20 protein-coding genes are annotated in these 21,627 nt (G+C 54.2%); 13 read left to right on the forward strand and 7 right to left on the reverse strand.

Going from position 1 to position 21,627, the window contains the following annotated elements:
- The first annotated feature begins 11 nt into the window (after window positions 1-11).
- The 5 genes from hisS to SOJ49_RS06720 all read left to right on the forward strand — a co-directional run bounded on the left by hisS (window position 12) and on the right by SOJ49_RS06720 (window position 5,590).
- Window positions 12-1,292, forward strand: a complete 1,281-nt coding sequence (hisS, locus tag SOJ49_RS06700) for a histidine--tRNA ligase (RefSeq protein ID WP_369857461.1) — start codon at window positions 12-14, stop codon at window positions 1,290-1,292.
- Between the two features lie 92 nt (window positions 1,293-1,384).
- Entirely contained in the window at window positions 1,385-2,044 is a 660-nt protein-coding gene (locus tag SOJ49_RS06705; protein ID WP_369857462.1) for a YfgM family protein, read from the forward strand.
- The gene (gene bamB, locus SOJ49_RS06710) at window positions 2,044-3,255 is read left to right on the forward strand and encodes an outer membrane protein assembly factor BamB (RefSeq protein ID WP_369857463.1); all 1,212 of its coding nucleotides are present in this window, start codon (window positions 2,044-2,046) and stop codon (window positions 3,253-3,255) included. The genes SOJ49_RS06705 and bamB overlap by 1 nt, the downstream gene beginning before the upstream one ends.
- A gap of 76 nt (window positions 3,256-3,331) precedes the next feature.
- Window positions 3,332-4,843: a ribosome biogenesis GTPase Der gene (gene der, locus SOJ49_RS06715; protein WP_369857464.1), complete on the forward strand. Its 1,512-nt coding sequence runs from the start codon at window positions 3,332-3,334 to the stop codon at window positions 4,841-4,843.
- A 111-nt stretch (window positions 4,844-4,954) separates the two neighbouring features.
- Entirely contained in the window at window positions 4,955-5,590 is a 636-nt protein-coding gene (locus SOJ49_RS06720; protein ID WP_369857465.1) for a class I SAM-dependent methyltransferase, read from the forward strand.
- Window positions 5,591-5,632: 42 nt separating this feature from the next.
- On the opposite strand, the gene SOJ49_RS06725 is transcribed toward SOJ49_RS06720, so the two are convergent.
- The 6 genes from SOJ49_RS06725 to SOJ49_RS06750 form a co-directional block, all read right to left on the reverse strand.
- Window positions 5,633-6,142 carry a glycine cleavage system protein R gene (locus SOJ49_RS06725; RefSeq protein ID WP_369857466.1) on the reverse strand — a complete coding sequence of 170 codons (510 nt, stop codon included), beginning with the start codon at window positions 6,140-6,142 and terminating at the stop codon, window positions 5,633-5,635.
- A 475-nt stretch (window positions 6,143-6,617) separates the two neighbouring features.
- On the reverse strand, window positions 6,618-6,713 hold the full coding sequence (locus SOJ49_RS06730) for an ATP-binding protein (RefSeq protein ID WP_369857467.1): 96 nt from the start codon (window positions 6,711-6,713) through the stop codon (window positions 6,618-6,620).
- Between the two features lie 7 nt (window positions 6,714-6,720).
- The gene (locus SOJ49_RS06735) at window positions 6,721-6,909 is read right to left on the reverse strand and encodes a hypothetical protein (protein ID WP_369857468.1); all 189 of its coding nucleotides are present in this window, start codon (window positions 6,907-6,909) and stop codon (window positions 6,721-6,723) included.
- The gene (locus tag SOJ49_RS06740) at window positions 6,878-7,114 is read right to left on the reverse strand and encodes a hypothetical protein (protein ID WP_369857469.1); all 237 of its coding nucleotides are present in this window, start codon (window positions 7,112-7,114) and stop codon (window positions 6,878-6,880) included. Before SOJ49_RS06740 ends, SOJ49_RS06735 begins: the two co-directional genes overlap by 32 nt.
- 404 nt (window positions 7,115-7,518) lie before the next feature.
- Window positions 7,519-7,791: a BrnA antitoxin family protein gene (locus SOJ49_RS06745; protein ID WP_369857470.1), complete on the reverse strand. Its 273-nt coding sequence runs from the start codon at window positions 7,789-7,791 to the stop codon at window positions 7,519-7,521.
- On the reverse strand, window positions 7,778-8,077 hold the full coding sequence (locus SOJ49_RS06750) for a BrnT family toxin (RefSeq protein WP_369857471.1): 300 nt from the start codon (window positions 8,075-8,077) through the stop codon (window positions 7,778-7,780). Before SOJ49_RS06750 ends, SOJ49_RS06745 begins: the two co-directional genes overlap by 14 nt.
- 406 nt (window positions 8,078-8,483) lie before the next feature.
- Between SOJ49_RS06750 and SOJ49_RS06755 the strand changes: the two genes are divergently transcribed.
- The 8 genes from SOJ49_RS06755 (at window position 8,484) to SOJ49_RS06790 (ending at window position 20,642) form a co-directional block, all read left to right on the forward strand.
- Complete coding sequence (locus SOJ49_RS06755) at window positions 8,484-8,630, forward strand: hypothetical protein (RefSeq protein WP_369857472.1); 147 nt, start codon at window positions 8,484-8,486, stop codon at window positions 8,628-8,630.
- A gap of 142 nt (window positions 8,631-8,772) precedes the next feature.
- Window positions 8,773-10,272: a DUF3375 domain-containing protein gene (locus SOJ49_RS06760; protein WP_369857473.1), complete on the forward strand. Its 1,500-nt coding sequence runs from the start codon at window positions 8,773-8,775 to the stop codon at window positions 10,270-10,272.
- 2 nt (window positions 10,273-10,274) lie between these two features.
- Window positions 10,275-11,027, forward strand: coding sequence for a DUF4194 domain-containing protein (locus SOJ49_RS06765; RefSeq protein WP_369857474.1), 753 nt, complete (start codon window positions 10,275-10,277; stop codon window positions 11,025-11,027).
- A 5-nt stretch (window positions 11,028-11,032) separates the two neighbouring features.
- The gene (locus SOJ49_RS06770; protein WP_369857475.1) at window positions 11,033-14,377 is read left to right on the forward strand and encodes an ATP-binding protein; all 3,345 of its coding nucleotides are present in this window, start codon (window positions 11,033-11,035) and stop codon (window positions 14,375-14,377) included.
- Window positions 14,358-15,527, forward strand: a complete 1,170-nt coding sequence (locus tag SOJ49_RS06775; RefSeq protein WP_369857476.1) for a DUF3322 domain-containing protein — start codon at window positions 14,358-14,360, stop codon at window positions 15,525-15,527. The genes SOJ49_RS06770 and SOJ49_RS06775 overlap by 20 nt, the downstream gene beginning before the upstream one ends.
- 318 nt (window positions 15,528-15,845) lie before the next feature.
- A protein-coding gene (prfB, locus tag SOJ49_RS06780) for a peptide chain release factor 2 (protein ID WP_369858043.1) occupies window positions 15,846-16,947 on the forward strand; the annotation gives its coding sequence in 2 pieces (ribosomal slippage) (window positions 15,846-15,923 and window positions 15,925-16,947; 1,101 coding nt in all).
- Between the two features lie 168 nt (window positions 16,948-17,115).
- Entirely contained in the window at window positions 17,116-18,636 is a 1,521-nt protein-coding gene (gene lysS / locus SOJ49_RS06785) for a lysine--tRNA ligase (protein ID WP_369857477.1), read from the forward strand.
- An 83-nt stretch (window positions 18,637-18,719) separates the two neighbouring features.
- Window positions 18,720-20,642 (forward strand): SEC-C metal-binding domain-containing protein, encoded by a 1,923-nt coding sequence (locus SOJ49_RS06790; RefSeq protein WP_369857478.1) that lies wholly within the window; start codon window positions 18,720-18,722, stop codon window positions 20,640-20,642.
- A 68-nt stretch (window positions 20,643-20,710) separates the two neighbouring features.
- Here the strand turns inward: SOJ49_RS06790 and SOJ49_RS06795 are convergent, their stop codons facing one another.
- A complete protein-coding gene (locus tag SOJ49_RS06795; protein ID WP_369857479.1) occupies window positions 20,711-21,553 on the reverse strand; it encodes a M48 family metallopeptidase in 843 nt (280 codons plus the stop codon).
- Between the last annotated feature and the right edge of the window lie 74 nt (window positions 21,554-21,627).

Genomic DNA, 21,627 nt, shown 5'->3' on the forward strand with positions numbered 1-21,627 from the left:
ACCCAGAGATTATGGCCAAGAAAATACAAGCCATCCGCGGCATGAACGACATTCTGCCTGCGCAAAGCCCGGTGTGGCAGTACCTGGAAGGTACGGTCAAGGATCTGCTGGCTGGACATGGCTATGACGAAATCCGTATGCCGATTGTCGAGCAGACCAATCTGTTCAAACGCTCCATTGGCGAAGTGACGGACATCGTCGAAAAAGAAATGTACACCTTTGAAGACCGCAACGGTGACAGCCTGACGCTGCGCCCGGAAGGCACCGCCAGCTGCGTCCGTGCTTGTGAAGAACACGGCTTGCTCTATAACCAGACCCAACGGCTGTGGTACACCGGCCCGATGTTCCGCCACGAACGGCCACAAAAAGGCCGTTACCGCCAGTTCTACCAGGTGGGAGTGGAAACCTTTGGCATCAGCACGTCCGATATCGACGCCGAACTGATTCTGATGACGGCCCGTTTGTGGCAGCAACTCGGCCTCACCGATGCGGTCACACTGCAACTGAATACCCTGGGCAGCAACGCCGCGCGGGCTGAATACCGCGCCGCACTGGTGGAATACCTCAGTCAGTTCAAAGACCAGCTGGATGAAGACAGCCAGCGTCGTCTGGAAAGCAACCCGCTGCGAGTATTGGACTCCAAAGACCCTGACACCCAGGCGCTGCTGGCTGATGCGCCGCAGCTGCATGACCATCTGGATGACGACAGTCGGGAGCACTTTGCCAAACTGCGCGCTATTCTCGATGCCGCCGGTATCCGCTACGAAATCAACCAGCGTCTGGTGCGTGGACTCGATTACTACAACAAGACCGTGTTTGAATGGGTCACCGATCAGCTCGGCTCCCAGGGTACGGTCTGTGCCGGTGGTCGTTACGATGGTCTGGTGGAACAGCTGGGTGGCAAACCGACGCCAGCAGTGGGTTTTGCCATGGGGGTTGAACGCCTGATCCTGTTGCTGGAAACCCTGGACGTGATTCCGCCAGCAGTTACCCAAACCGTTGATCTGTACCTGTGTGCCATGGGTGAGGGTGCTGATCTGACGGCCTTGCTGTTGGCCGATAGCCTGCGGGAAGAACACAGCTGGCTGCGGATACAAACCCACTGCGGTGGTGGCAGCTTCAAGAGTCAGATGAAAAAAGCCGACAAGAGTGGCGCCCGCTTTGCCTTGTTACTCGGCGAAAGCGAACTGGCTGAGCAACAGATCACTATCAAAGATTTGCGCAACGATGCCGAACAGCAAACCGTTGCGCAGGCCGGTTTGTCAGACTGGCTGGCTGAGGCAATGCTGTAACCTCTATAACGCTCGCTCAGTCATACACATATTGAATACATTTCGAATAAAAATCGAATGAACATAACGAATACGAATAAGGTAGCCAGGACATGACGGAACTGCGTACGGATGAAGAACAGGCAGAAATGCTCAAGCGCTGGTGGAATGAGCACGGCAAAAGCACACTCGTTTCCATCATAGTGGTAGCCGGTGGCTGGATGGGCTGGAACTTCTACCAGGATCAGCAACAGACAACCGGTGAAACCGCGTCAGCACTGTATACAACCATGACAGAAAAAGCCGCCGCCGCGATAACCACCCATGATGAAGCCGCCCAGCAAGAAGCCGTGGTACTGGCCGAAAAACTGAAAAACGACTTCAGTGGCAGCAGTTACAGCCAGTTCGCCAGCCTGTTTCTGGCGCGTTTTGCTGCCGACAACGGTGACATGAACAGTGCTGCAGACGAGCTGCGAGTCTTGGTCGACAGTGCAGAAGCACCGGTGAAATATCTGGCTACGGCCCGTCTGGCAGACGTACTGGTTGAACTGAATGACCCGGATGCCGCACTGGCACTGGTAAATGAAGTGCCAGACCCGGCCTATGCGCCGCAGTACCTCGAAGCCCGTGGGGATGCGCTGTTCCGTAAGGGCGACAAGGCCGCTGCCCGTACCGCTTATCTCGAAGCTCTGGACGCGGCCTCTGAACTGGGGGTCGATACCCAGTTGTTGCAGCGCAAGGCCGATTTTCTGATCGCGGCTGAGGACGCCTGATGCCTGTACGCCTGATATTGGCACGTGTTGGTGCCTTGCTGGCTGCCTTGCTGATTGGCGCCTGTTCCTCCCAACCGCAACCGCCAGCCGAGAATATCTCCTCACTGGGTCGTAGCGGTCTGGATATTGTCTGGCGCAACAGCATTGGTGACGGCCCTGGCAGCCAGTACAGCCGCTTGCAGCCTGTCGCCAATGGTAATGTACTCTACGTCGCGGATACCTCCGGGTCGGTATGGTCGCTGGATCTGGACAGCGGTCGCGAACGCTGGCATCAGACACTGGATATGCCAGTGTCAGCAGGCCTGACGTTGGCCGGAGACAATCTGCTGCTGGTTACCGTTGACGGTGTATTACACAGCATTTCGGCACAGCAGGGGGAGCCAGTTTGGCAAGCCCAATTGTCCAGTGAGGCCGTTGCTGCCGCCGGAGTGGACGACAGCAGTGTCTACGTTCACACCATTGACGGCCGGGTGTCTGCCTTTGACTTGCTCAGCGGTGAACAACGCTGGTCGTACGAAACCGCCATGCCGATTCTGTCGGTACGTGGTACTGCCGCGCCGGTTGTATCCGGTGAACTGGTGATACTGGGTCTGGCGAATGGCAAGGTGATTGCGCTCGACAAACGTTTGGGGATTCCGCGCTGGGATGTGCGTCTGGCCACACCCGAAGGCCGCTCCGAGCTGGAACGACTGGTGGATGCTGATGGCACCGTCGTGGTGGACAACAAGCTGATCTACGCCGCCAGCTATCATGGTAAAGTGGCCGCGATCACCATAACCGGTGAAACCCGCTGGGAAGAAGACGGCTCCAGCTACACCAGCCCGGCGTTATCGCTGGGCAACGTATACCTGACCCTGGACGACAGCAGAATCCAGGCCTTTGATGTATATGGCGGTGATCCGGTCTGGACCCAGAGCGGTTTGCAGGGGCGTCAACTGGGGGCTGTTGAAGCCTACCGGAACAACCTGGTAGTGACCGACAGCGAAGGATTTCTTTATCTCCTGAGCCAAGTGGATGGCACCTTGCTGGCGCGTTTATCCCTCGTTCCCAATGCCTTGCACGTCAGCTATCCTAACCAGTCGGAAGCCACACGCTGGCGTCAGCTGCACGGTCGTGACTTTGGCGTTCGTAGCCCGGTATTGATCACTGAAAAGGGCATTGTGGTCTACACCAATGCCGGTGACGTGATGCTGGTGACGGTAGCAGAATAGTCAGTCTGTCGTTACTGGCCATCACGGTCGTTTTTCCGGGGAGCTTATTGGCTCCCCTTTTTATCTGAGGTATTTCATGGTTCCAGTCATCGCTTTGGTGGGTCGTCCCAATGTTGGCAAGTCCACTCTGTTTAATCGTCTTACCAAGTCCCGCGATGCACTGGTAGCGGAAATTGCCGGGCTGACCCGCGATCGCAAATATGGTGAAGGCAAGGTCGGTGAGCGCCCGTTTATCGTGATTGATACCGGCGGTATCAGCGGCGAGGAAGTGGGTATCGACGAAGCCATGGCGGTTCAAAGCTTTCAGGCGATACAGGAAGCCGACATCGTCTTTTTTATGGTCGATGCCAGCGCCGGTATTCTCGAAGGTGATCGGATGATTGCCAATTACCTGCGTAAGAGCGGCAAGTCGGCGTATCTGGTGGCGAATAAAATCGACGGCAAAAACCCCGATGTGGTACTGATTGAAATGTACGAACTGGGAATGGGCGAACCTCTGGGGATCGCGGCGGCGCACAATCGCGGTGTCTCTACCCTGATTGATCACGTTATGGACGAGCTGCATGGCGTCAGCCACGATGAACCTGTCGCCCGATCCGAGGATGAGTGGAACTACGTCTGGGAGGAAGACGAAGAAGGACACGTCACCGAAGTCGTCCACGAAGAGCTCGATGTCAAAGGCATCAAAATAGCCATCGTCGGGCGTCCCAATGTCGGCAAGTCTACTCTGGTGAACCGCTTTCTGGGGGAAGACCGGGTCGTGGTGTATGACGAAGCCGGTACCACCCGCGACAGTATTTATATTCCCTACGAGCGACACGGCCAGGATTACACCCTGATTGATACCGCCGGGATACGCCGCCGCAAAAATATCAGCGAAGCAGCCGAAAAGTTCTCCATCATCAAGACGCTGCAAGCGATTCAGGACTGCCACGTCTGTATTCTGGTGCTGGATGCCCGTACCGGCATTGTTGAACAAGACCTGCACATGCTCAGCTTTGTACTCAACGCTGGTCGGGCACTGGTGATTGCCATCAACAAATGGGACGGCATGGATGCGGACGAAAAGAAGCGGGTCAAAGACGAGCTCGACCGCCGTTTCGACTTCCTCACCTTTGCCGATATGCACTTTATCTCCGCGCTGCATGGCACAGGCGTTGGTCACTTGTACGAGTCGGTGGACCAGGCCTACGAATCAGCCATGGGTAAATGGCAAACCAACATGCTGACCCGGATTCTGGAAGATGCCGTAGCGACTCACCAACCGCCGATGGTACGCAGCCGTCGACCAAAATTGCGTTATGCTCACCAGGGTGGCTCGAATCCGCCAGTACTGGTGATTCACGGTAACCTGGTGAACGACTTGCCAGACGACTACAAACGTTATCTGGCCAATACTTTCCGTCGCGTGCTGGATATCAAGGGCACGCCGATCCGGGTGGAATTCCGACAGGGAGAAAACCCGTTCTCAGACAAACAGAAAGACATCCGCCATCGCACCAAACGACGGGCAGAGTCGGTTGTCAAAACCGCTAACATCCGTCAGATCAAACTCGATAAACACCGCAAGGCCCGCAACAAACCCTGAGCGCTTGTTGATCTGTTGTCTGAAATCTTGCCCCTCACCGGCGTTGTGATAGGGTGAGCGCAAACCATCGTTACGATTGTCGTAGCGATGGCGTTTCTTTTTGAGGTTGTCATGCCATCCCCCACTGCCAGTGTTGATTTTTACCATCGCCATGCCAAGCGATTGGCTGATTGTTACGACGGACTCTCTGTTGAACAGGTGCATGGAAGCTGGCTGCCACTGGTTCCGGTTCAACCGGGGGCCAGAGCACTGGATGTGGGTGCCGGTTGCGGTCGTGATGCCTGCTGGCTGGCTCAGCAAGGCTGGCAGGTAACCGCAGTAGAACCTGCAGCAGGCATGCGTGATATTGGCCAGCAGCGTTCACAAGCACTCGAACTTGGGCAAGACAAACTGGTATGGATAGACGATGCCTTACCGTCGTTGGCTAAAGTGCCGAATGCAGATTATCACCTGATCCTGCTGTCGGCGGTGTGGATGCACCTGTCGATTGCCCATCGTCCGCTGGCGTTGCGGCGGCTGGTGCAATTACTGGCCGAAACCGGTGTCATCGTGATTACTCTACGAAGTGGTTCCGGTGACCCGGAACGACCCATGTATCCGGTCAGTGCGGTCGAAGTCCGGGCTATCGCCAAGCCACTCAAACTCTCGGTGGAAGAACTCACCCCACGTGCCGGGAGAGGTGATCTGCTTGAACGCCCGAATGTCACCTGGCAGACTGTAATTTTACGACGCGACCGGGATAATTGAGCCGTCCATTGACAATAAATGTAATGCCCGTCGCCCGTCTGATCAGGCGGGCGTTACCTCGACCATCAACTCATCACTAAGCTGCTCCAGCGCCTCGGTAAGATCCTCATGATCCAGCGTATCGGGCACCTGCAGTTCCGCTCTGGCCTTGAACAGCGCCAGCGCCGACATTTCAGCCTGAACACACTCGGTGTTCAGCTCCAGTACATTCACACCCAATGACGCCAATACACGAGACACCTCACGGACAATACCCGGACGGTCGTTACCCACCAGACTCAAATTCAGTTGATGTGTATCGCCATGATCCAGCAAACCCCGTTCTGCTCTAATCTCGATACCACTGGCCGACAGCGCCGCCAACTCCGTTTGCAACCCGGCGTCATCGGATTCATCCAGCGTTACCAGCACAATACCGGCGAATTTACCCGCCAGACTGGCAAGATGGCTCTCCGTCCAGTTGCCGTTGTGGCGGCTGATAACAGCAGACATTGTTTCCACGATGCCAGGCTTGTCGTCGGCAATTACAGTCAGAACCAGAGATAACGTCATAACAAAAATACCTGAAAATAGAAGAGTGAAGCGCTTGTTGAAGAAGAGACACTTATTGTTAGAGGCCAAGGCTTTTGCGCTGAAGAGCAGAGATTAACAAGGCCGCTGGCGGTTGTCTTGAGTGAAATGCCGGAGGCGTCCATTCAATGTCGCTCGGTATCAATTGGCTAAGAATCAATTTCTTTACAGTCGTCAGTGCTTCACAAAACGGGTGTCAGGTCTTTCGGATTGCGGCCAGATACGAAGATGAAGCATGACTGGTTGCCTGCTGGCACAGGCTCAGATGAAGCAATTGTGACGGTTAGCATCAAGTACTACAACCAACCTGGACGGCCACATTCATCGAACGGTGATCAGAAACCCGTAGAGTACGACAAATTAGCAAAATAATGTGTCCGATTTTGTTGACCAGAATGTCAATGGCCATCTATTTTGATCCACCTTTGGCCAATAAAATTGACCCACTTTCTGAGCATCAACTGCCCAGTTTCTGCTTCAGCCGGTAGCTCTCACCGCCCATCATAAACACCTGCGAGTGGTGGATAATCCGGTCGATGATCGGTGCCGCCACATCGTCCTCATGGAAGAACTCCCCCCAGCTGTTTCAGCCGCTTTTTCAGCTCGCCTTTCTTTTCCGCCAGCTCCACAGGGTCAGGGCGTTGCGGAACAGCACCCGGTAACCGGCTTCCACCGCTTTGTGGCGGTGGCCCAATCAGGATCAGGTTGTGGCGCTCGTCAAGGAAGCGGAAGTCCAGCAGGGCGTTCACCTGACGTTTGCTGATGGTGGTTTGATGGGGTGGTTTGATGGTGGTAGTCAAAGCCTTTCAGGTGTTTTTCCGACGAGAACCCGGCCTGTTTCAGGTTGCGCTGCACCCGGCTGCCATGACGCTGTGTCAGTTCATGACTGGCCAGGTATAGGGCATTCAGACGCAGGGTTCGATAGCGCTTCAGGGTCTGTTCAAGCTGGCTCATAGCGCGCCTCCTGTCCACCGGAGTGGCCAGCGGCGGCGTACCGGCTCAGATCCAGTGGTGCATCTGAAAAGGCTACAGGTTCACTGTTCGACGAAGCCACCGCTACCTTCGAAGACGATGCCGGTGCCTACGACCAGAAAGACGCCGCAGGCTTTATCAAGCTCAACGCCCTGCATCTGCGTACCGATAAACCGCCATTTTTATACTGGAACCCCCATGCAAGATATCCTGATTAACTGCGAGCCAGTCGAGCTCTATAAAATCTTCAAATTTGAAAATATCGCCTCCAGCGGCGGTGAAGCCAAACTCATGATCGAAAACGCCTACTGGACAACTAGGGTGACAGAGCGGGGGACTGCCTACGCTACGCTTCGGCAGCCGTTTAACTTGGCGTTAGCACTCCATCAGGCATTGCGACTCTGCTTTACATCATCAGCGAGCCAGGCTTTGATGAGAGATTGATAGGGCATATCGCGTTTATTGGCTTCGATTTTAATACTATCCAATAAGCCTTCTGGCAATCTGAGAGATATGGTTTTTGTAGAAGGCTTTAAATTCGGCATCGCAACAGATTGGGCCTGCGTCCAATCAAGGTATTCGCTAGAGTCATGCTTTTCCCAAAAAGCTCGCTCTTCGGCTTCATTTTTAAACTTAGGTACGGTTTTAACTTTGCTCATAAATGTTCCTCTCTTTCCGGTGCATGTCACGAGCTGAAATAACACGAATCAAAGTATCATCAGAGCGTAAGGTAAAAGTTATATGCAGCAACCTAGCCTCATTACTTATTCCCAAGGCGTGGTATCGCGCTTCGTTTTGGCTGTGTTTTTGGTCTGCCAAAATCAGCAAGGGCTGGTTAAAAAACACTTGCTCAGCTTCAAAGCGGCTAACAGCATGTTTTTCCTCATTTTTTCGCTCGTTTCCAGCATCCCAGTCAAAGCCAGTAATTTGCTTCCAATTAATCATTTTTGTATATTGCTATCATATACACTAAAGTCAAGCGCTAACAAGCGCATGTTGTCGGACTGGCTTTCCGCTGCGCTCCAAACCAGCCGCAAATGCGGGCGTTAGGCAGCAAACTCAAGGAACGCATTATGTCTCAAATGGAATCATTATTTGAAGAGTGGAAGCGATTGGTAGATGAAGACACTACTGTCCGGTTAACCAAATCCCAGCCCCAACTGCTCCGTATCATCTGACAAATCCAGTGGTTTCCTGAACACCTCCATCAGTGGCATGCGCTGCATAAGTACCGATTTCAGCCGGATCGACACCTCCCCCAAACGCCTTTCAGGGGCCACGCCTACTGGACAACTAGGGTGACAGAGCGGGATCTCATCAACTATGCTGGCAGCGGGGAGGGTATCGAGCAATGTGGACTCTGATCCAGTTTGTGGTTATCGGGCCGTTGTGTTTTATCCTGGGTGTACTGTTGTTGATGATGGCATTCAGACTGTTGGTTGTGGCGTTGCCTTTTTTGCTGGTGGTCGGTTTGGTGATTTGGGCGATGCGGCGGTAATATCACTCGCGATATCAGCATCGCGACACGCAGTAGACTGATTATAGCCGCCACCTTTGGGTGTGAATTTGCAACAGGTGATGTAATCCCCGGAAGTACCGGGCCATGGTGCCCGGAACAGAATCAGTAGCGGAAGCCGTCCATGAACTTCTCCCCCCAACAACGTACTCGCCAGTACATCCATGCGCGTCAGCAGCATCCTGCCTGGCGTTTGTTGGCGTCGCCACGTGCGCCTTTGGTTCTGGGGTGTTTAACCACGCTATTTGAGCATGCCCAGAACGGTATCGCGGAAGAGGATGCCTTGCAGGCTTTGTCGGAGATGCTGGCAGCGTATGCCGGGCAAGATGAGTTCGCTATTGATCCAGACAATACCCGTCAACAGGCGGGGCGCGAGTTACGGGAATGGATCAAGCGTGGGTTGGTGATTGAACGCGGTCAGCGTTTGTACGCCACCGATGCTCTGGCGACGGCGATTCAGTTTGTCGATTCCCTCGATAACCGTATCATGACATCGACGGCATCCCGTCTATCAGTCGTTCAGTCGCAAATAGAAAAACTCGAAACCGGGCTTAATCCCAATCCGGCCAGTCGTATTGCCTCGTTGCAGGGGCGTATAGCCCAATTGCAGCAGGAGCTGGCCGCTGCGGAGGCGGGTGATATTCCGGTGTTGTCTAACGTAGAGGCGATTGAAGGTATTCGTGAAATCTTTTCCTTGGCGACCGGGTTGAGTGCTGATTTTCGTCGGGTGGAAGATTCCTGGCGGGAGGCAGATCGGTTGTTGCGCCAGTCTATTATGGCTGAGGGGACCCATCGCGGCGTTGTGGTGGATCGGTTGCTGGATGGTCAGGCGGCCTTGTTAAATACTCCAGAAGGTCGGGTATTTGATGGCTTTATTCAGCAATTGCGACAAACCATTGAGCTGGAGAATATGAATCACCGCATTCGTACCATTCTTGCTCATCCGGCAGCGCCTAAAGCACTGAACCGCAATCAGCTGACAGATCTGAAATGGTTGCGGCTGCGGTTGGCGCAGGAAAGTAAATTGGTGCTGCAGGCGCGCGCGCGCAGTGAACAGGATGTACGCGGTTTTCTGAAAAGTGGCCTGGCGGCCGAGCACCATAAAGTCGGTCAGATACTGACAGAGATTATGAAAGCTGCGCTGGACGTTGATTGGCAACGGCAAAAAGTCCGGCGCGCCGAGTCGCCGTTACCGCCGCTGGGGTTTGCGCTGGCCAATGTGCCGCTGGTGGAGCGGTTACGCTTTAAAAACCTGGAGAACCCGGCAGAACAAACACTGGATTTTACCGCCGCAGAGGCCAATCTGGGTGATCTCGACGAGGAGTTCTGGGCGGCCTTGGACGGGCTGGATCGCGACGTGGTGATTGCTGAAACCCTGGCGGTATTGGCAGCTGCCGGGCGGCCGTTAAGCTTGGTGGAGCTGGCGGAGCAATTACCGCCCACTCACGACCTGGAAACTTTTGCCTTGTGGATTGGAATGGCCCGTGAAGCGGGTATTGATATAACCGGGAACCACACCGAATCACTGGAATTGACAGATGCTGAGCACCGGCGCTGGGCCTTCAGTCTGCCGTTGTTGTCACTGGATGCGGCCGCGTTTGCGGGCATGGACTGGGAATTCTGAATATGACCAGTATCTTTGATGAACCGACGGCGCAGCCACCAGAAAAACCGCCGCACTTGTCTGAAAAATCGTCTGAAAATAATCATGCTGAGGGCAGTATTCCCCAAGTTATCGCTCCTGATGTTGGCGTTGTTGGCGTTGTTGGCGTTGAACGTACCGACCGCCGCTTGCGCGACACCGCTCAGCAGCTATTGAATACCGGTTTGCTGGAGCAAACGCTGAAGCCCAATGTGTATCGGGTAGCGGTGGTGAATCTGGAAGCCATCAACGCCATTCTGGAACCGCTGGATTTACAAGCTCAGGTGGATGACATTCGCGGGTTGGTGTTCCTGAAAGTGGTGGCGGCTGAAAAGACCGAGGAGCAAGACGACTGGTCGCACCCGCTGGTGCGCAAGCAACGGCTGACGCTGGAGCAATCACTGTTGGTGGCGATATTGCGGCAGTATTTTGTTAACTACGAGCAGGATTCCGGTGTGGGTGCGGCGGACGCCGTGGTGGCGATTGATGAACTGGTGCCACAGTTGCAGTTGTATCTGGGCGACAGTGGCAGTGAATCGAAAGAACGCAATCGCATGATCACCTTGTTGGATCAGCTCAAAGGACATGGGCTGGTCACCGCCCCGGACAGCCACGACCGGGTGACTATTCGTCCTGTCATTGCTCATTTGGCCAACCCGGAAAACCTGCAAGCATTGCTGAACGGTCTGCGTGAGCAGGCCGATGGTCAGCCTGATGATTCGGCGCGGGAGGAATAACCGTAATGCCAGCTCAGGAAGAGATGTTCGGGTGCGAGCCCACCTACCGTCTGCAACAACTGGAAATCTTTAATTGGGGTGGTTTTGGCGGCCCGCACAGTGCTGAGATTGATGCCGAAGGTACCGCGATTGTCGGGCCAACCGGTAGTGGTAAAACCACCCTGGTGGATGCCTTGATGACACTGCTGACAGCCAACCCCAAATACAACCTGGCATCGACGGGAGGTCACGAAAGCGACCGTGATTTGGTCTCGTATGTGCGCGGGGTCTCTGGCCCTGGGGATGGCGGTGCAGGCCAGGCGCATATCGCTCGATCCGGCAAAACCGTCACCGGTATTTGTGCCATCTTGTCGAATGGTCAGGACGTGGCTCGCCTGGGCGCGTTGCTATGGTTTGACGACATCAGCTCGACCCCGTCTGATTTGAAAAAACTCTGGTTTTTTACCACCGCAGCTGAACAGACCTTGCAGTACTGGCTGGAAGTGCATCAGGAAGGCGGTATGCGAGCGCTGCGGAAACTGGAAAAAACCACCACAGGGTTGTGGAATTACCCGGCTAAAAAAGGCTATCTGGCCAGAGTTCGGGATTTTTTCGAAGTGCGCGAGAACGCTTTTAACTTGCTGAATCGGGCGGCTGGTCTGAAGCAACTGAACAGTATTGATGATATTTTCCGCGAGCTGGTACTGGACGATTCATCCCAGTTTGAGCGGGCGTTAGAAGTGGCCGACAGCTTCGATGACCTGACGGCCATTCATGAAGAGCTGGAAGTGGCCCGGCGACAGCAACGCTCACTGGAGCCGGTCAAAGCCCACTGGGAAAAATATCAGCTGATTGATGGCCAACTGATGGAGCAACGGCAACTGGCTGATATTTTGCCCATCTGGTTTGGGGAGCAGGCGTATCAGCTCTGGAAAGCGGAGTGTGTTCGCCTGGTGACGGAGGTTCAAAGCGCCGAGGCAGGCTGTGTCGATGCGGAAGAAAGTGTCCAGGCGCAACAGCGCAGCTGCGATGCCCTGCGTGAGCAGTACTTGCAGTTGGGTGGCCATAATATTCGTAATCTGGAAGAACTGATTCACGAGAAACAGAACAATCTGGATCGTTGTGACCAGAACGCCCGCCACTATCAACGTATGAGTCGTAATCTGGGGCTAGACGATAGTCTGAGCCGTGCCGCGTTAACGGATAACCAGCGCGTGATAGCCGAGGGTCTCGAAGTGCTTGGCCACACGCTTGAGCAGGCTAATGAAGCCAGCTTTCAGCTGGGTGCCGCCGCCCAGGCAATTCGCTCGAATATTCGGCAACTGGAGGCTGAAATAACCGCGATCCAGCAGCGGCCCGGTTCTAATATCCCGGCCAAATTCCATACTTTCAGGGCGCTATTGGCCGATGAACTGGGTCTGCAAGAGGATGAATTGCCTTTTGTGGCTGAGCTGGTGCAGATAAAAGAGCAAGAACGGGATTGGCGTGGCGCTATCGAACGGGCGATTGGCAGTCACCGCTTGCGTATTCTGGTGCTACCGGAACAGGTCGCAGCGGCGCTGCGCTGGGTCAATCAGCGTAATAACCAGCTGCATGTACGTATCCTTGAAGTCAAGCAGCCTAGCCAAACTGCACGTTTTATGGACGATGGTTTTACCCAAAAACTGGATTACAAACCGCATCCTTATCGGGAAGCTGTCAAACACCTGTTAGCTGGGTTGGATCTGCACTGCGTCAACAGCCCGGACGATTTGCGACATACCGAACATGCCATCACCAAACAAGGGTTAACCTCTGGCAAGGCTCGGTTTTTCGACAAACAGGATCAAAAGCGGCTGGATCAGGACTGGCAAACGGGCTTCGACAATCAGGATCGTTTGAACAGTGTCCAGCAGCAACGTCAGCAAGCTCAGGTCACCTTGAAACAACAGGCTGCAGACGTTGAACGGGCAAAAGCGACGGTAGCTGAGTTGACGCACCGACAGATGTTGTCGCAGCAGCTGCTGGATATCCAGTTCGATCTGATGAATACCGAACAGGCGCAGCGCGAACTGTCTCATGTGCAAGAACAGTTGGTACGACTAACAGCCCCCGATTCCGACGTTACGGCGGCCAAAACAGCGTATGAGCTAGCCAACCAGCAGCTGAAACAACTGGATGATGAACGGATTCTGCGGAACCGCCAGAGCGAAGGTTGGCAACAACAACTGAAGAACGCTGAAACGCAAAAATCCCGAGTCTGGCGTCGGGCCGAAGCCGGATTGCTGGAATCCCAGCGTCAGTTAGCCGCTAGCCGGTTCGCTGATATTGCGGCAGCGTTCAGCCTGGCTCGGCTGGCAGAGCTGGATGAGCTGGAACACACCGCAGCCAAGGCATTGCAACAGCAACTCGATACGCTGGCCAAGCAGCACGCCAATGTGGTGAACGAGTTGACCCGAGCCATGGTCAAGGCCAAAACGGAAGACCGGGGTGCACTGGCAGAAACCGGCAGCGAGCTGATTGATGTACCGTACTATTTGCAGCGTTTGCAGCTACTTACAGAAGAGGCATTGCCAGAGAAGCAAAACCGCTTCAAAGAATATCTGAACCGTTCCTCTGACGATGGTGTCACCCAGTTGCTAATGTCGGTAGAGGCCGAAGTAGAACGTATCGAAGACAAGCTGGAAGAAGTTAACAGCACCTTGCGGCGTGTGGATTTTCAAGCTGGACGTTATCTGCAACTGGTGGCAGGCAAGGTGGTACATGAAAGTCTGAAAACTTTTAATCGGGCCATTGCCACGTTGCGATCGGCCCGCTTTGTCGAAGACGACGGCGAAAGCCAGTACAAAGCGCTGCGCGGCATTATTGCGCTGTTGCGGGATGCCTGTGAGCGTCAGCGCACCCAACCCGCCAAGGCCTTGCTTGATCCGCGTTTCCGGCTCGAATTCAAGGTGTCAGTCATCGATCGGGCAACCGGCAGCGTGATGGAAACCCGCAGTGGCTCCCAGGGTGGCAGCGGTGGTGAAAAAGAAATTATTGCGTCGTATGTGTTAACGGCATCGCTGTCGTATGCGCTGTGCCCGGATGGCAGTAATCGGCCCCTGTTTGGCACCATTGTATTGGATGAGGCTTTTTCGCGCAGTTCCCATGTTGTGGCGGGGCGCATTATCGCTGCGCTAACGGAGTTTGGTTTACACGCGCTGTTTATTACTCCCAACAAGGAAATGCGGTTGTTACGCAATCACACGCGTTCGGCCATTGTGGTACACCGACGGGGGATGGCATCGACCTTGACCGCGCTGACTTGGCAGGAACTCGATATCGTGTATCAGCAGCGCAGCGTGCAACGTATTCGTCAGCCGGAAGATGCCAATGATGAAACTTCCAGCTGATCTGGCAGAAAAGCTGAGCAGGCAATGGCAACAGACCGAGCTTCGGCTTGAACGCTTGTTGTCAGAGGCGGCCTGGCCGGTTGAGTTGATGATTGGCAAACCTTCCGGTGAGCAGTTTGCCCGCCATACCGCTGAGGTGCGACAGCAAGTGCAGGCCTGGCAGGCTGTCACGGTCGGAGAGGTCATTTTTACAGCGGTGAAATACCGGGCTGCGGCGGATGCGGTTGAACTGCCGTTGTGCTGGCGCTTGCACACACCAACCGAATGGGTCGCTGCTACTGAGAATGAACAGGTGCAGCAAGAGTTCCGGATATTGGAGCAGCTGGTTTTTAGCGGTCGTGTGCGTCAGGTGTACCACGCCGCCTTGATTCGTGAGCGCTCGCTGTGGCGCAATAAACCAGTTGAGGACGTGATCACCACCGCTTCTCTGGCTGATTCACTGTCGCCCGGTGCAGCGCAAGGCAGGCCTCTGCGTCTGATGGCAGGGTTTGGGGTGGATACTAAATTTATGGAGCGTAACGCCAAGCTACTGCAACGACTGCTGGACGAGCGTTATAACGGCACCGCCAGCGAGCAGGGGCTACACGCTTTTTTGGATGCAGCGGTTGAGTCCGACCATTGGCTGCTGGTGAAACCTCTGACCAGCGGGCTGTTGCCCTTTAAGCGGCTAAGACTGAGCACCCGTGAACTGGCTGATACCCCCTTGCCTTGCCGTCGTATTTTGGTGATCGAAAACGAACGCTGTGAACACCTGTTACCGGAGCTGGATGCCATTGCGATTCTGGGGGCAGGTCTGGATCTGGGCTGGCTGGCGTCGCGGGTCTTTGACGGTAAACAGATTCTCTATTGGGGTGATATGGACAGCTGGGGCTTAACCATGCTGGCGCGCGCCAGACAGCTGCGCCCGGCAATAGGCTCGGTACTGATGGATCAGGCCACGTTCGAAGCATTCCATGTTGGTGCTGCCGTGGTAGAACCGGCTCCAGCAGGAGAGCAAATTCCAAATGGGCTGACGACAGCAGAACAGCAGTTTTATTTGTACTTGCTCAACAGCCCGAAAGGTCGGTTGGAACAGGAGTTTGTACCTGCATCACGGGTCGCCGACGCATTAAATAACTGGATAAAGCACCAACTGACCAACAACAGGTAGGGACGAGCACCGTCTCTGTCCGGAACGAGCACCGTCTCTGTTCGAAATACCAATGCCACGCACGGAGGCGTTCGGCGGCCACAGGTAGGGACGAGCACCGTCTCTGTCCGGAAGGAGCACTGTCCCTGTCCGGAACGAGCACCGTCTCTGTCCGAAATACCAATGCCACGCACGGGCGGTTCGGTGGCCACGCAACGGTGAACCTGCCTGTCGTCGTGGCTGTCTGTTATAAATTTCTGTAGAATATCGGCCTCTTTTTTGTTCTTTCATCGTTACGGTGGGGGACAACCGACTTACAGACCAGTGACACAGACAGGTATCCCTTTGGAAATCAATCCAATCATCGAAACGATCAAAGACCTCACGGCGCGCACCGACGTGCTTAGGGGGTATCTTTGACTATGCCAACAAGACTGAACGGCTGGAAGAAGTAGAGCAGGAACTGGCTCAACCCGACGTTTGGAACGACGCTGCCCGCGCTCAGGAGCTGGGTAAGGAACGTTCCGCGCTGGAAGCGGTGGTCAAGACCATCGACACCCTTGATACCGGCCTTGCAGATCTGAAAGACTTGCTCGATATGGCCGTTGAGGAAAACGACGAAGAGGCGGTCGCTGAAGTTGAGTCTGAACTGGCCGACCTGCGGCAACAACTGGAGGCGCTGGAATTCCGTCGTATGTTCTCCGGTGAGCTGGATGCCAACAATGCTTACGTGGAAATCCAGTCCGGCTCGGGTGGTACAGAAGCCCAGGACTGGGCCAATATGATGTTGCGGATGTATTTGCGCTGGATTGAAGCTCATGGTTTCAAGGGCGAGTTGATGGAAGTATCCGATGGCGAAGTGGCCGGTATCAAGGGCGCGACCATCCGGGTTGAAGGCGAGTACGCTTATGGCTGGCTACGCACCGAGACTGGCGTTCACCGACTGGTGCGCAAGAGTCCGTTTGATTCCGGCAACCGTCGGCATACCTCGTTCTCTTCTGTGTTTGTATCACCGGAAGTGGATGACGATATCGATATCGAGATTAATCCGTCGGATCTGCGTATCGACGTTTACCGGGCTTCCGGTGCCGGTGGTCAGCACGTTAACCGGACGGAATCCGCAGTGCGTATTACTCACTTGCCGACCAATATCGTGACCCAGTGTCAGAACGATCGCTCGCAGCACAAGAACAAAGACCAGGCCATGAAACAGTTGAAGGCCAAGTTGTACGAGTTCGAGCTGCAAAAACGTAATGCCGCTGCTCAGGTGCTGGAAGATTCCAAGTCGGATATCGGCTGGGGCAGCCAGATTCGCTCTTACGTGCTCGACGATGCCCGTATCAAGGATTTGCGCACCGGGGTCGAAACCCGCAATACGCAAGCGGTATTGGATGGCGGTCTGGATCAGTTTATTGAAGCGAGCCTGAAAAAGGGGCTGTGATGCTGGTCAGTGGCTTGGCCCGATTGCATGTCGGCGGCAAGCCATCTCTACCGCGCACAGAGTACATAGTGTCTGACGTCCGTGTGTTGACGTCTGATCTGAAAACCATACATATAAGGTTCGACGTCTGACTTCGACGTCCGACCCTATACAGAACCGGGTTAAACAATGACCGAACAGAATCAAACCGCCCAGGAAGAAAACAAACTGATTGCCGAGCGTCGCGCCAAGCTGGAACAGCTGCGTGAAGGTAGCTTGGCAAATGGCCACCCGAATGACTTCAAGCGTGAACATTTGGCGGGTGAATTAAAAGCCAAGCATGGCGAAAAAGACAAGGCAACCCTGGCGGAAGAGCAGCACCCGGTCGTGGTTGCCGGTCGTGTGATGCGTCGTGGCGGCCCATTTGTCGGGATTCAGGACAGCAGCGGTTCGATCCAGTTTTACCTTGCCAAACCGAAGCAGAAAGAAAGCGAAGCGTGGCAGCTGCTGGACATCGGCGATATTGTCGGCGTGGCGGGCACCTTGCAGAAATCTGGCAAGGGCGATTTGTACGTTGAAATTGATGACATTACCAACCTGCGCATCCTGACCAAGTCCTTGCGGCCACTGCCAGACAAGTTTCATGGTCTGGGTGATCAGGAGATGAAATATCGTCAGCGTTATGTCGATCTGATCATCAATGAAGAAACTCGTAACACGTTTTTGATGCGTTCAAAAATCATTGAAGGCATTCGCTACTTCTTGTCCCAGCGCGGTTTTATGGAAGTGGAAACCCCCATGCTGCAAAGCATTCCGGGTGGCGCAACGGCCAAACCCTTTGAAACCCATCACAATGCCATGGGTATTGATATGTTCCTGCGGATCGCGCCAGAACTGTATCTGAAGCGGCTGGTGGTGGGCGGTTTCGACAAGGTGTTCGAGATCAATCGTAACTTCCGTAACGAAGGCACCAGCACCCGCCATAATCCTGAATTCACCATGATCGAGTTTTATCAGGCCTATGCGGATTACCGCGACCTGATGGACATTACCGAATCCATGTTGAAATTTATTGCCGAATCGGTGCTGGGCAACACTACCATTGAATATGGCGAATCAACCTACGACTTTGCTGCGCCGTTCCAACGCATGACCATGGTTGATGCGATTCTGAAGTACAACCCTGCAATGGACGCCGACGTGCTGAATCATGCTGAAGCCCATATCGACACGCTGAAACAGTACGCCCAGCAGGTCGGTATCAAAGACTCGCCCAAGCAGGCCGCTTGGGGGGCAGGCAAGTACATTTGTGAAATCTTCGAAGCAACCGCTGAAGAGCAATTGGATCAGCCCACCTTTATTACTGAATACCCGTGGGAAGTATCACCGCTGGCGCGTCGTAACGATGCCAACCCGTTTGTGACCGACCGTTTTGAATTCTTTGTCGGCGGTCGTGAACTGGCCAACGGTTTCTCCGAGTTAAACGACGCGGAAGACCAAGCGGCCCGCTTCCGCAAGCAGGTCGAAGAGAAAGACGCTGGTGACGATGAGGCGATGCACTACGATGCCGACTATATCAACGCGTTGGAATACGGCATGCCGCCAACCGCAGGTGAAGGGATCGGCATTGACCGTCTGGTAATGCTGTTTACCAACTCACACACCATTAAAGATGTGATCCTGTTTCCGCATATGAAGCCGCTGGCGTAATTCGGTTTCACTGTTTTTGTTTTGCATTTTGGTACGCACCCGAACTGCCCCAGGGCAGTTCAGCCTGTTTCTGGATCAGTAATATGAACAATAACTCGCAGACGATGGCGTGGATGGCTGAAGCCCTGTCTGACGCACTACTCCATGATAATCTTGATCATTTTCTGACACTGTTCAGAAAGACGATGGCGGTACCGGCCGCTGACTTCAAGTCGGATACACTGGGGCAGTACCTGTTTCAGTTACTGCCCAAATCCTCGAATCAGTTTGTTTTGGTGGCTCCGGCTTTTCCGGGGCGCAATGATCCCTGTTTCTGTGGCTCGGGCAAAAAGCTCAAAAAATGCTGTGTCGCGCTGAGTGATTTTCCGCTGCCTGTACCTGCCGATCTATTTTTGCTGGCCTTGTCAGCAATGAATAACCAGCAGTTGTTGGCGTTGGCGGAAAAGCCAGGCTGGACAGCCGCCGCTGCCGCTCTGTTCTGTGAACATGCGATGACGGAAATGGCATTCGATGCCGTGGTGACGGTCGGGCGTTATCTGACCTGCGAACCCGCAAAACTCAGAAACGAGCATCAGGAGCTGGTGAGTACCTTGTTCGATGCGTTGCTTGAAGTGCAGCTGGATGACGAACGATTTGCTTTGATGCAGCAACTGACCGAATGCAAACGCGCACCGTCGGTACAGTCTCTTGCCTATCAGCGTCTGGCTATGTTTGTATTTGAACAAGGGCAGGCAGCAGAAGCCCGGCAATATTTGCAGCAGGCGATGCGTCTGGATCCTGACCAGTACGAATTGCCAATGACGGAACTGACCATATTGTGCGCTGTTGCCGAAGATGCGGAAGTACGCGCCAGAGCCAAATTCTGGCAAGCCCGATTGCAGAAAAAGTATCAACAGGGCACCCCGATTCTGGAGTTCGTCAATCAAGTGGTGAAGGAAGGCAAGGCGCTTTATCTTCAACAACTCGATAGGATCGAAAACCTGTTAGATGTGCGCGAAGAGACTGCGGCTTTAGCGTTGGCCGATCCGTATATTGTGAATGTCGAAAAGGTACTCTCGCTGTTTGAGAGGTCTGAAAATACCTTTACCGGGTCTGCGTGTGACTTCAAGGTCGTTAAAGGCGAGGCGTCACGAATTCTGAAAGCGGAATACCGTCAAGACTATAAGGCATGGATACAGCAGCTGAGCTTGATGGAACAAGACTGTCTCTCTCAGGCTCAGCGCCAAGAGCGAAGGTTAGGTGACGACCATTTCCGGGAAATGGCCGATGACATGCGTTGGTTGCTGCCAGATACTCGCTGGATCGACATATTACGTCAGGCCCCAGCCTTGCTGAATCATATTGAGGTGATTCAGCGGTTGACAGATATGGCGCAGCCGCTGCCCTATCCAGAAGCAGACGACACTGCTGACAGCCCTAACCAGCTCAGTTGTTTTGGTATATTCAGAATGATATTGGGGTTCAAGCGTCGGGAAGTGTTAATGAATATCTGTTTATCCTTACCCGCTGAGCTGACGTTACCTGGGCGTTTAAAGGCCAATCAGCCGTTTTGGGATCTGGCATACGACTACTACCTGGATTGTTGCGAGCACGTTGACGGTGATGTGGATAATGAAGATATGCTGGAACAACTGGTTGCACGAGAGCCAGCCACGCCAGTGTGGTTGCAAGAAGCGCTGGCACTGGTTTACCTGAAACAGCAGAAAAGTGAACAGCTGGTGGCGCTGGTACGGGGATGTCGACGCACCTCGGTGGCGTGTATCCTGATGCAGGCTTATGCTCTTCAGTTACAGCAACAGCCACAAGACGCGCTGGCTTGTATTCAACAATTGTTAGTGCGCAATCGCAAGTTTTTACGCCAGCTCAAGATGGCGCTGGCAGAGACAAGCCTGAGTCCGTTGGAAAATACAACGCTGGTAACCTTTGGCCAGATACTGCTGGAAGACAACGACAATCAGGCTGTGGTGGGTTGCCGTCAGTGGCTGTTGAGGCATCTGCCGAGCTGATGTTGTAATGGACAGGGACAGCCAGAGTTAGGGACGGGGCGCTACCCCCGTCCTCTTATTATTATGCGTTACTGCACGATGGTCACCGGATAAACCGCAGACTTTTTGGCCGTTGGGTTGAGTTTTCTCATTTCCGGAGCCAGTTTACCCAGTTCCTTGGCGCGGTTGCCAGATGACGGGTGAGTTGATAAGAACTCCGGCCCGGAGCTGCCACCGACTTTCTGCATTTTTTCCCAGAGCGTAACGGCGGAGGTCGGGGAATAACCAGCACGGGTAGCCAGCTCGATGCCGATACGGTCTGCTTCGTTTTCGGCAGTCCGACTGTTGGGCAGTTGCAAGGCATACTTCGCTGCCATGGCACCACCCGAGAGGGCGATGGCGTTGTTGTCGGTAGCAGCAGCTGTTGCCGCCAGGCCGGCATTGATCACCATGGCCCGCGACATTTGCTCGGCGGTGTGGTTGGCCAGCGCGTGGGAAATTTCATGCCCCATGATTTGGGCAATTTCATCATCGGTCAGATTGAGTTGGTCGATAATGCCGGTATAAATAGCCATACGACCGCCGGCCATACACCAGGCGTTCAAGGTGTCGGGGTCGTTAATGATGGCCACACTCCATTCCCAGCTGGCTGTTTTCGGGTATTTGGCAACCGCTTCTGTGATCAGTCTTCCGGTAATGGTTTTGATGCGACTGATGCGCTTGGGGTCGGTGACCAGCTGGTCGCTTTCTTCCAGCTCGCTGACGGTGCTCAGGTAGGCGCTTTTGGATTCGCTGATGGCTTTTTCTGGTGAGATTACCATCAATTGGGTACGTCCGGTGGGGCTGGTGGCGCAACCGGCCAAGATCAGGGCGGTGGTGATTCCCGAAAGCAGCAAGGATGTGTTGATAGTCAGTTTGGGTGTGTACGTCATTATCGTTTTCCGTTTTTGATAATCCTGATATGGCCAGTTTACGGTCAATTGCCTTCAGTCTGAAGAGATGCAGT

The sequence above is a fragment of the Candidatus Thalassolituus haligoni genome (genome assembly GCF_041222825.1).
Lineage (GTDB): Bacteria > Pseudomonadota > Gammaproteobacteria > Pseudomonadales > Oceanobacteraceae > Oceanobacter > Oceanobacter antarcticus.

Coding starts and splice junctions, on each gene's coding strand:
- hisS (WP_369857461.1), top strand. CDS start 12: ATGGCCAAGAAAATACAAGCCATCCGCGGCATGAACGACATTCTGCCT.
- SOJ49_RS06705 (WP_369857462.1), top strand. CDS start 1,385: ATGACGGAACTGCGTACGGATGAAGAACAGGCAGAAATGCTCAAGCGC.
- bamB (WP_369857463.1), top strand. CDS start 2,044: ATGCCTGTACGCCTGATATTGGCACGTGTTGGTGCCTTGCTGGCTGCC.
- der (WP_369857464.1), top strand. CDS start 3,332: ATGGTTCCAGTCATCGCTTTGGTGGGTCGTCCCAATGTTGGCAAGTCC.
- SOJ49_RS06720 (WP_369857465.1), top strand. CDS start 4,955: ATGCCATCCCCCACTGCCAGTGTTGATTTTTACCATCGCCATGCCAAG.
- SOJ49_RS06725 (WP_369857466.1), bottom strand. CDS start 6,142: ATGACGTTATCTCTGGTTCTGACTGTAATTGCCGACGACAAGCCTGGC.
- SOJ49_RS06740 (WP_369857469.1), bottom strand. CDS start 7,114: ATGAGCCAGCTTGAACAGACCCTGAAGCGCTATCGAACCCTGCGTCTG.
- SOJ49_RS06745 (WP_369857470.1), bottom strand. CDS start 7,791: ATGAGCAAAGTTAAAACCGTACCTAAGTTTAAAAATGAAGCCGAAGAG.
- SOJ49_RS06750 (WP_369857471.1), bottom strand. CDS start 8,077: ATGATTAATTGGAAGCAAATTACTGGCTTTGACTGGGATGCTGGAAAC.
- SOJ49_RS06755 (WP_369857472.1), top strand. CDS start 8,484: ATGTGGACTCTGATCCAGTTTGTGGTTATCGGGCCGTTGTGTTTTATC.
- SOJ49_RS06760 (WP_369857473.1), top strand. CDS start 8,773: ATGAACTTCTCCCCCCAACAACGTACTCGCCAGTACATCCATGCGCGT.
- SOJ49_RS06765 (WP_369857474.1), top strand. CDS start 10,275: ATGACCAGTATCTTTGATGAACCGACGGCGCAGCCACCAGAAAAACCG.
- SOJ49_RS06770 (WP_369857475.1), top strand. CDS start 11,033: ATGCCAGCTCAGGAAGAGATGTTCGGGTGCGAGCCCACCTACCGTCTG.
- SOJ49_RS06775 (WP_369857476.1), top strand. CDS start 14,358: ATGATGAAACTTCCAGCTGATCTGGCAGAAAAGCTGAGCAGGCAATGG.
- lysS (WP_369857477.1), top strand. CDS start 17,116: ATGACCGAACAGAATCAAACCGCCCAGGAAGAAAACAAACTGATTGCC.
- SOJ49_RS06790 (WP_369857478.1), top strand. CDS start 18,720: ATGAACAATAACTCGCAGACGATGGCGTGGATGGCTGAAGCCCTGTCT.
- SOJ49_RS06795 (WP_369857479.1), bottom strand. CDS start 21,553: ATGACGTACACACCCAAACTGACTATCAACACATCCTTGCTGCTTTCG.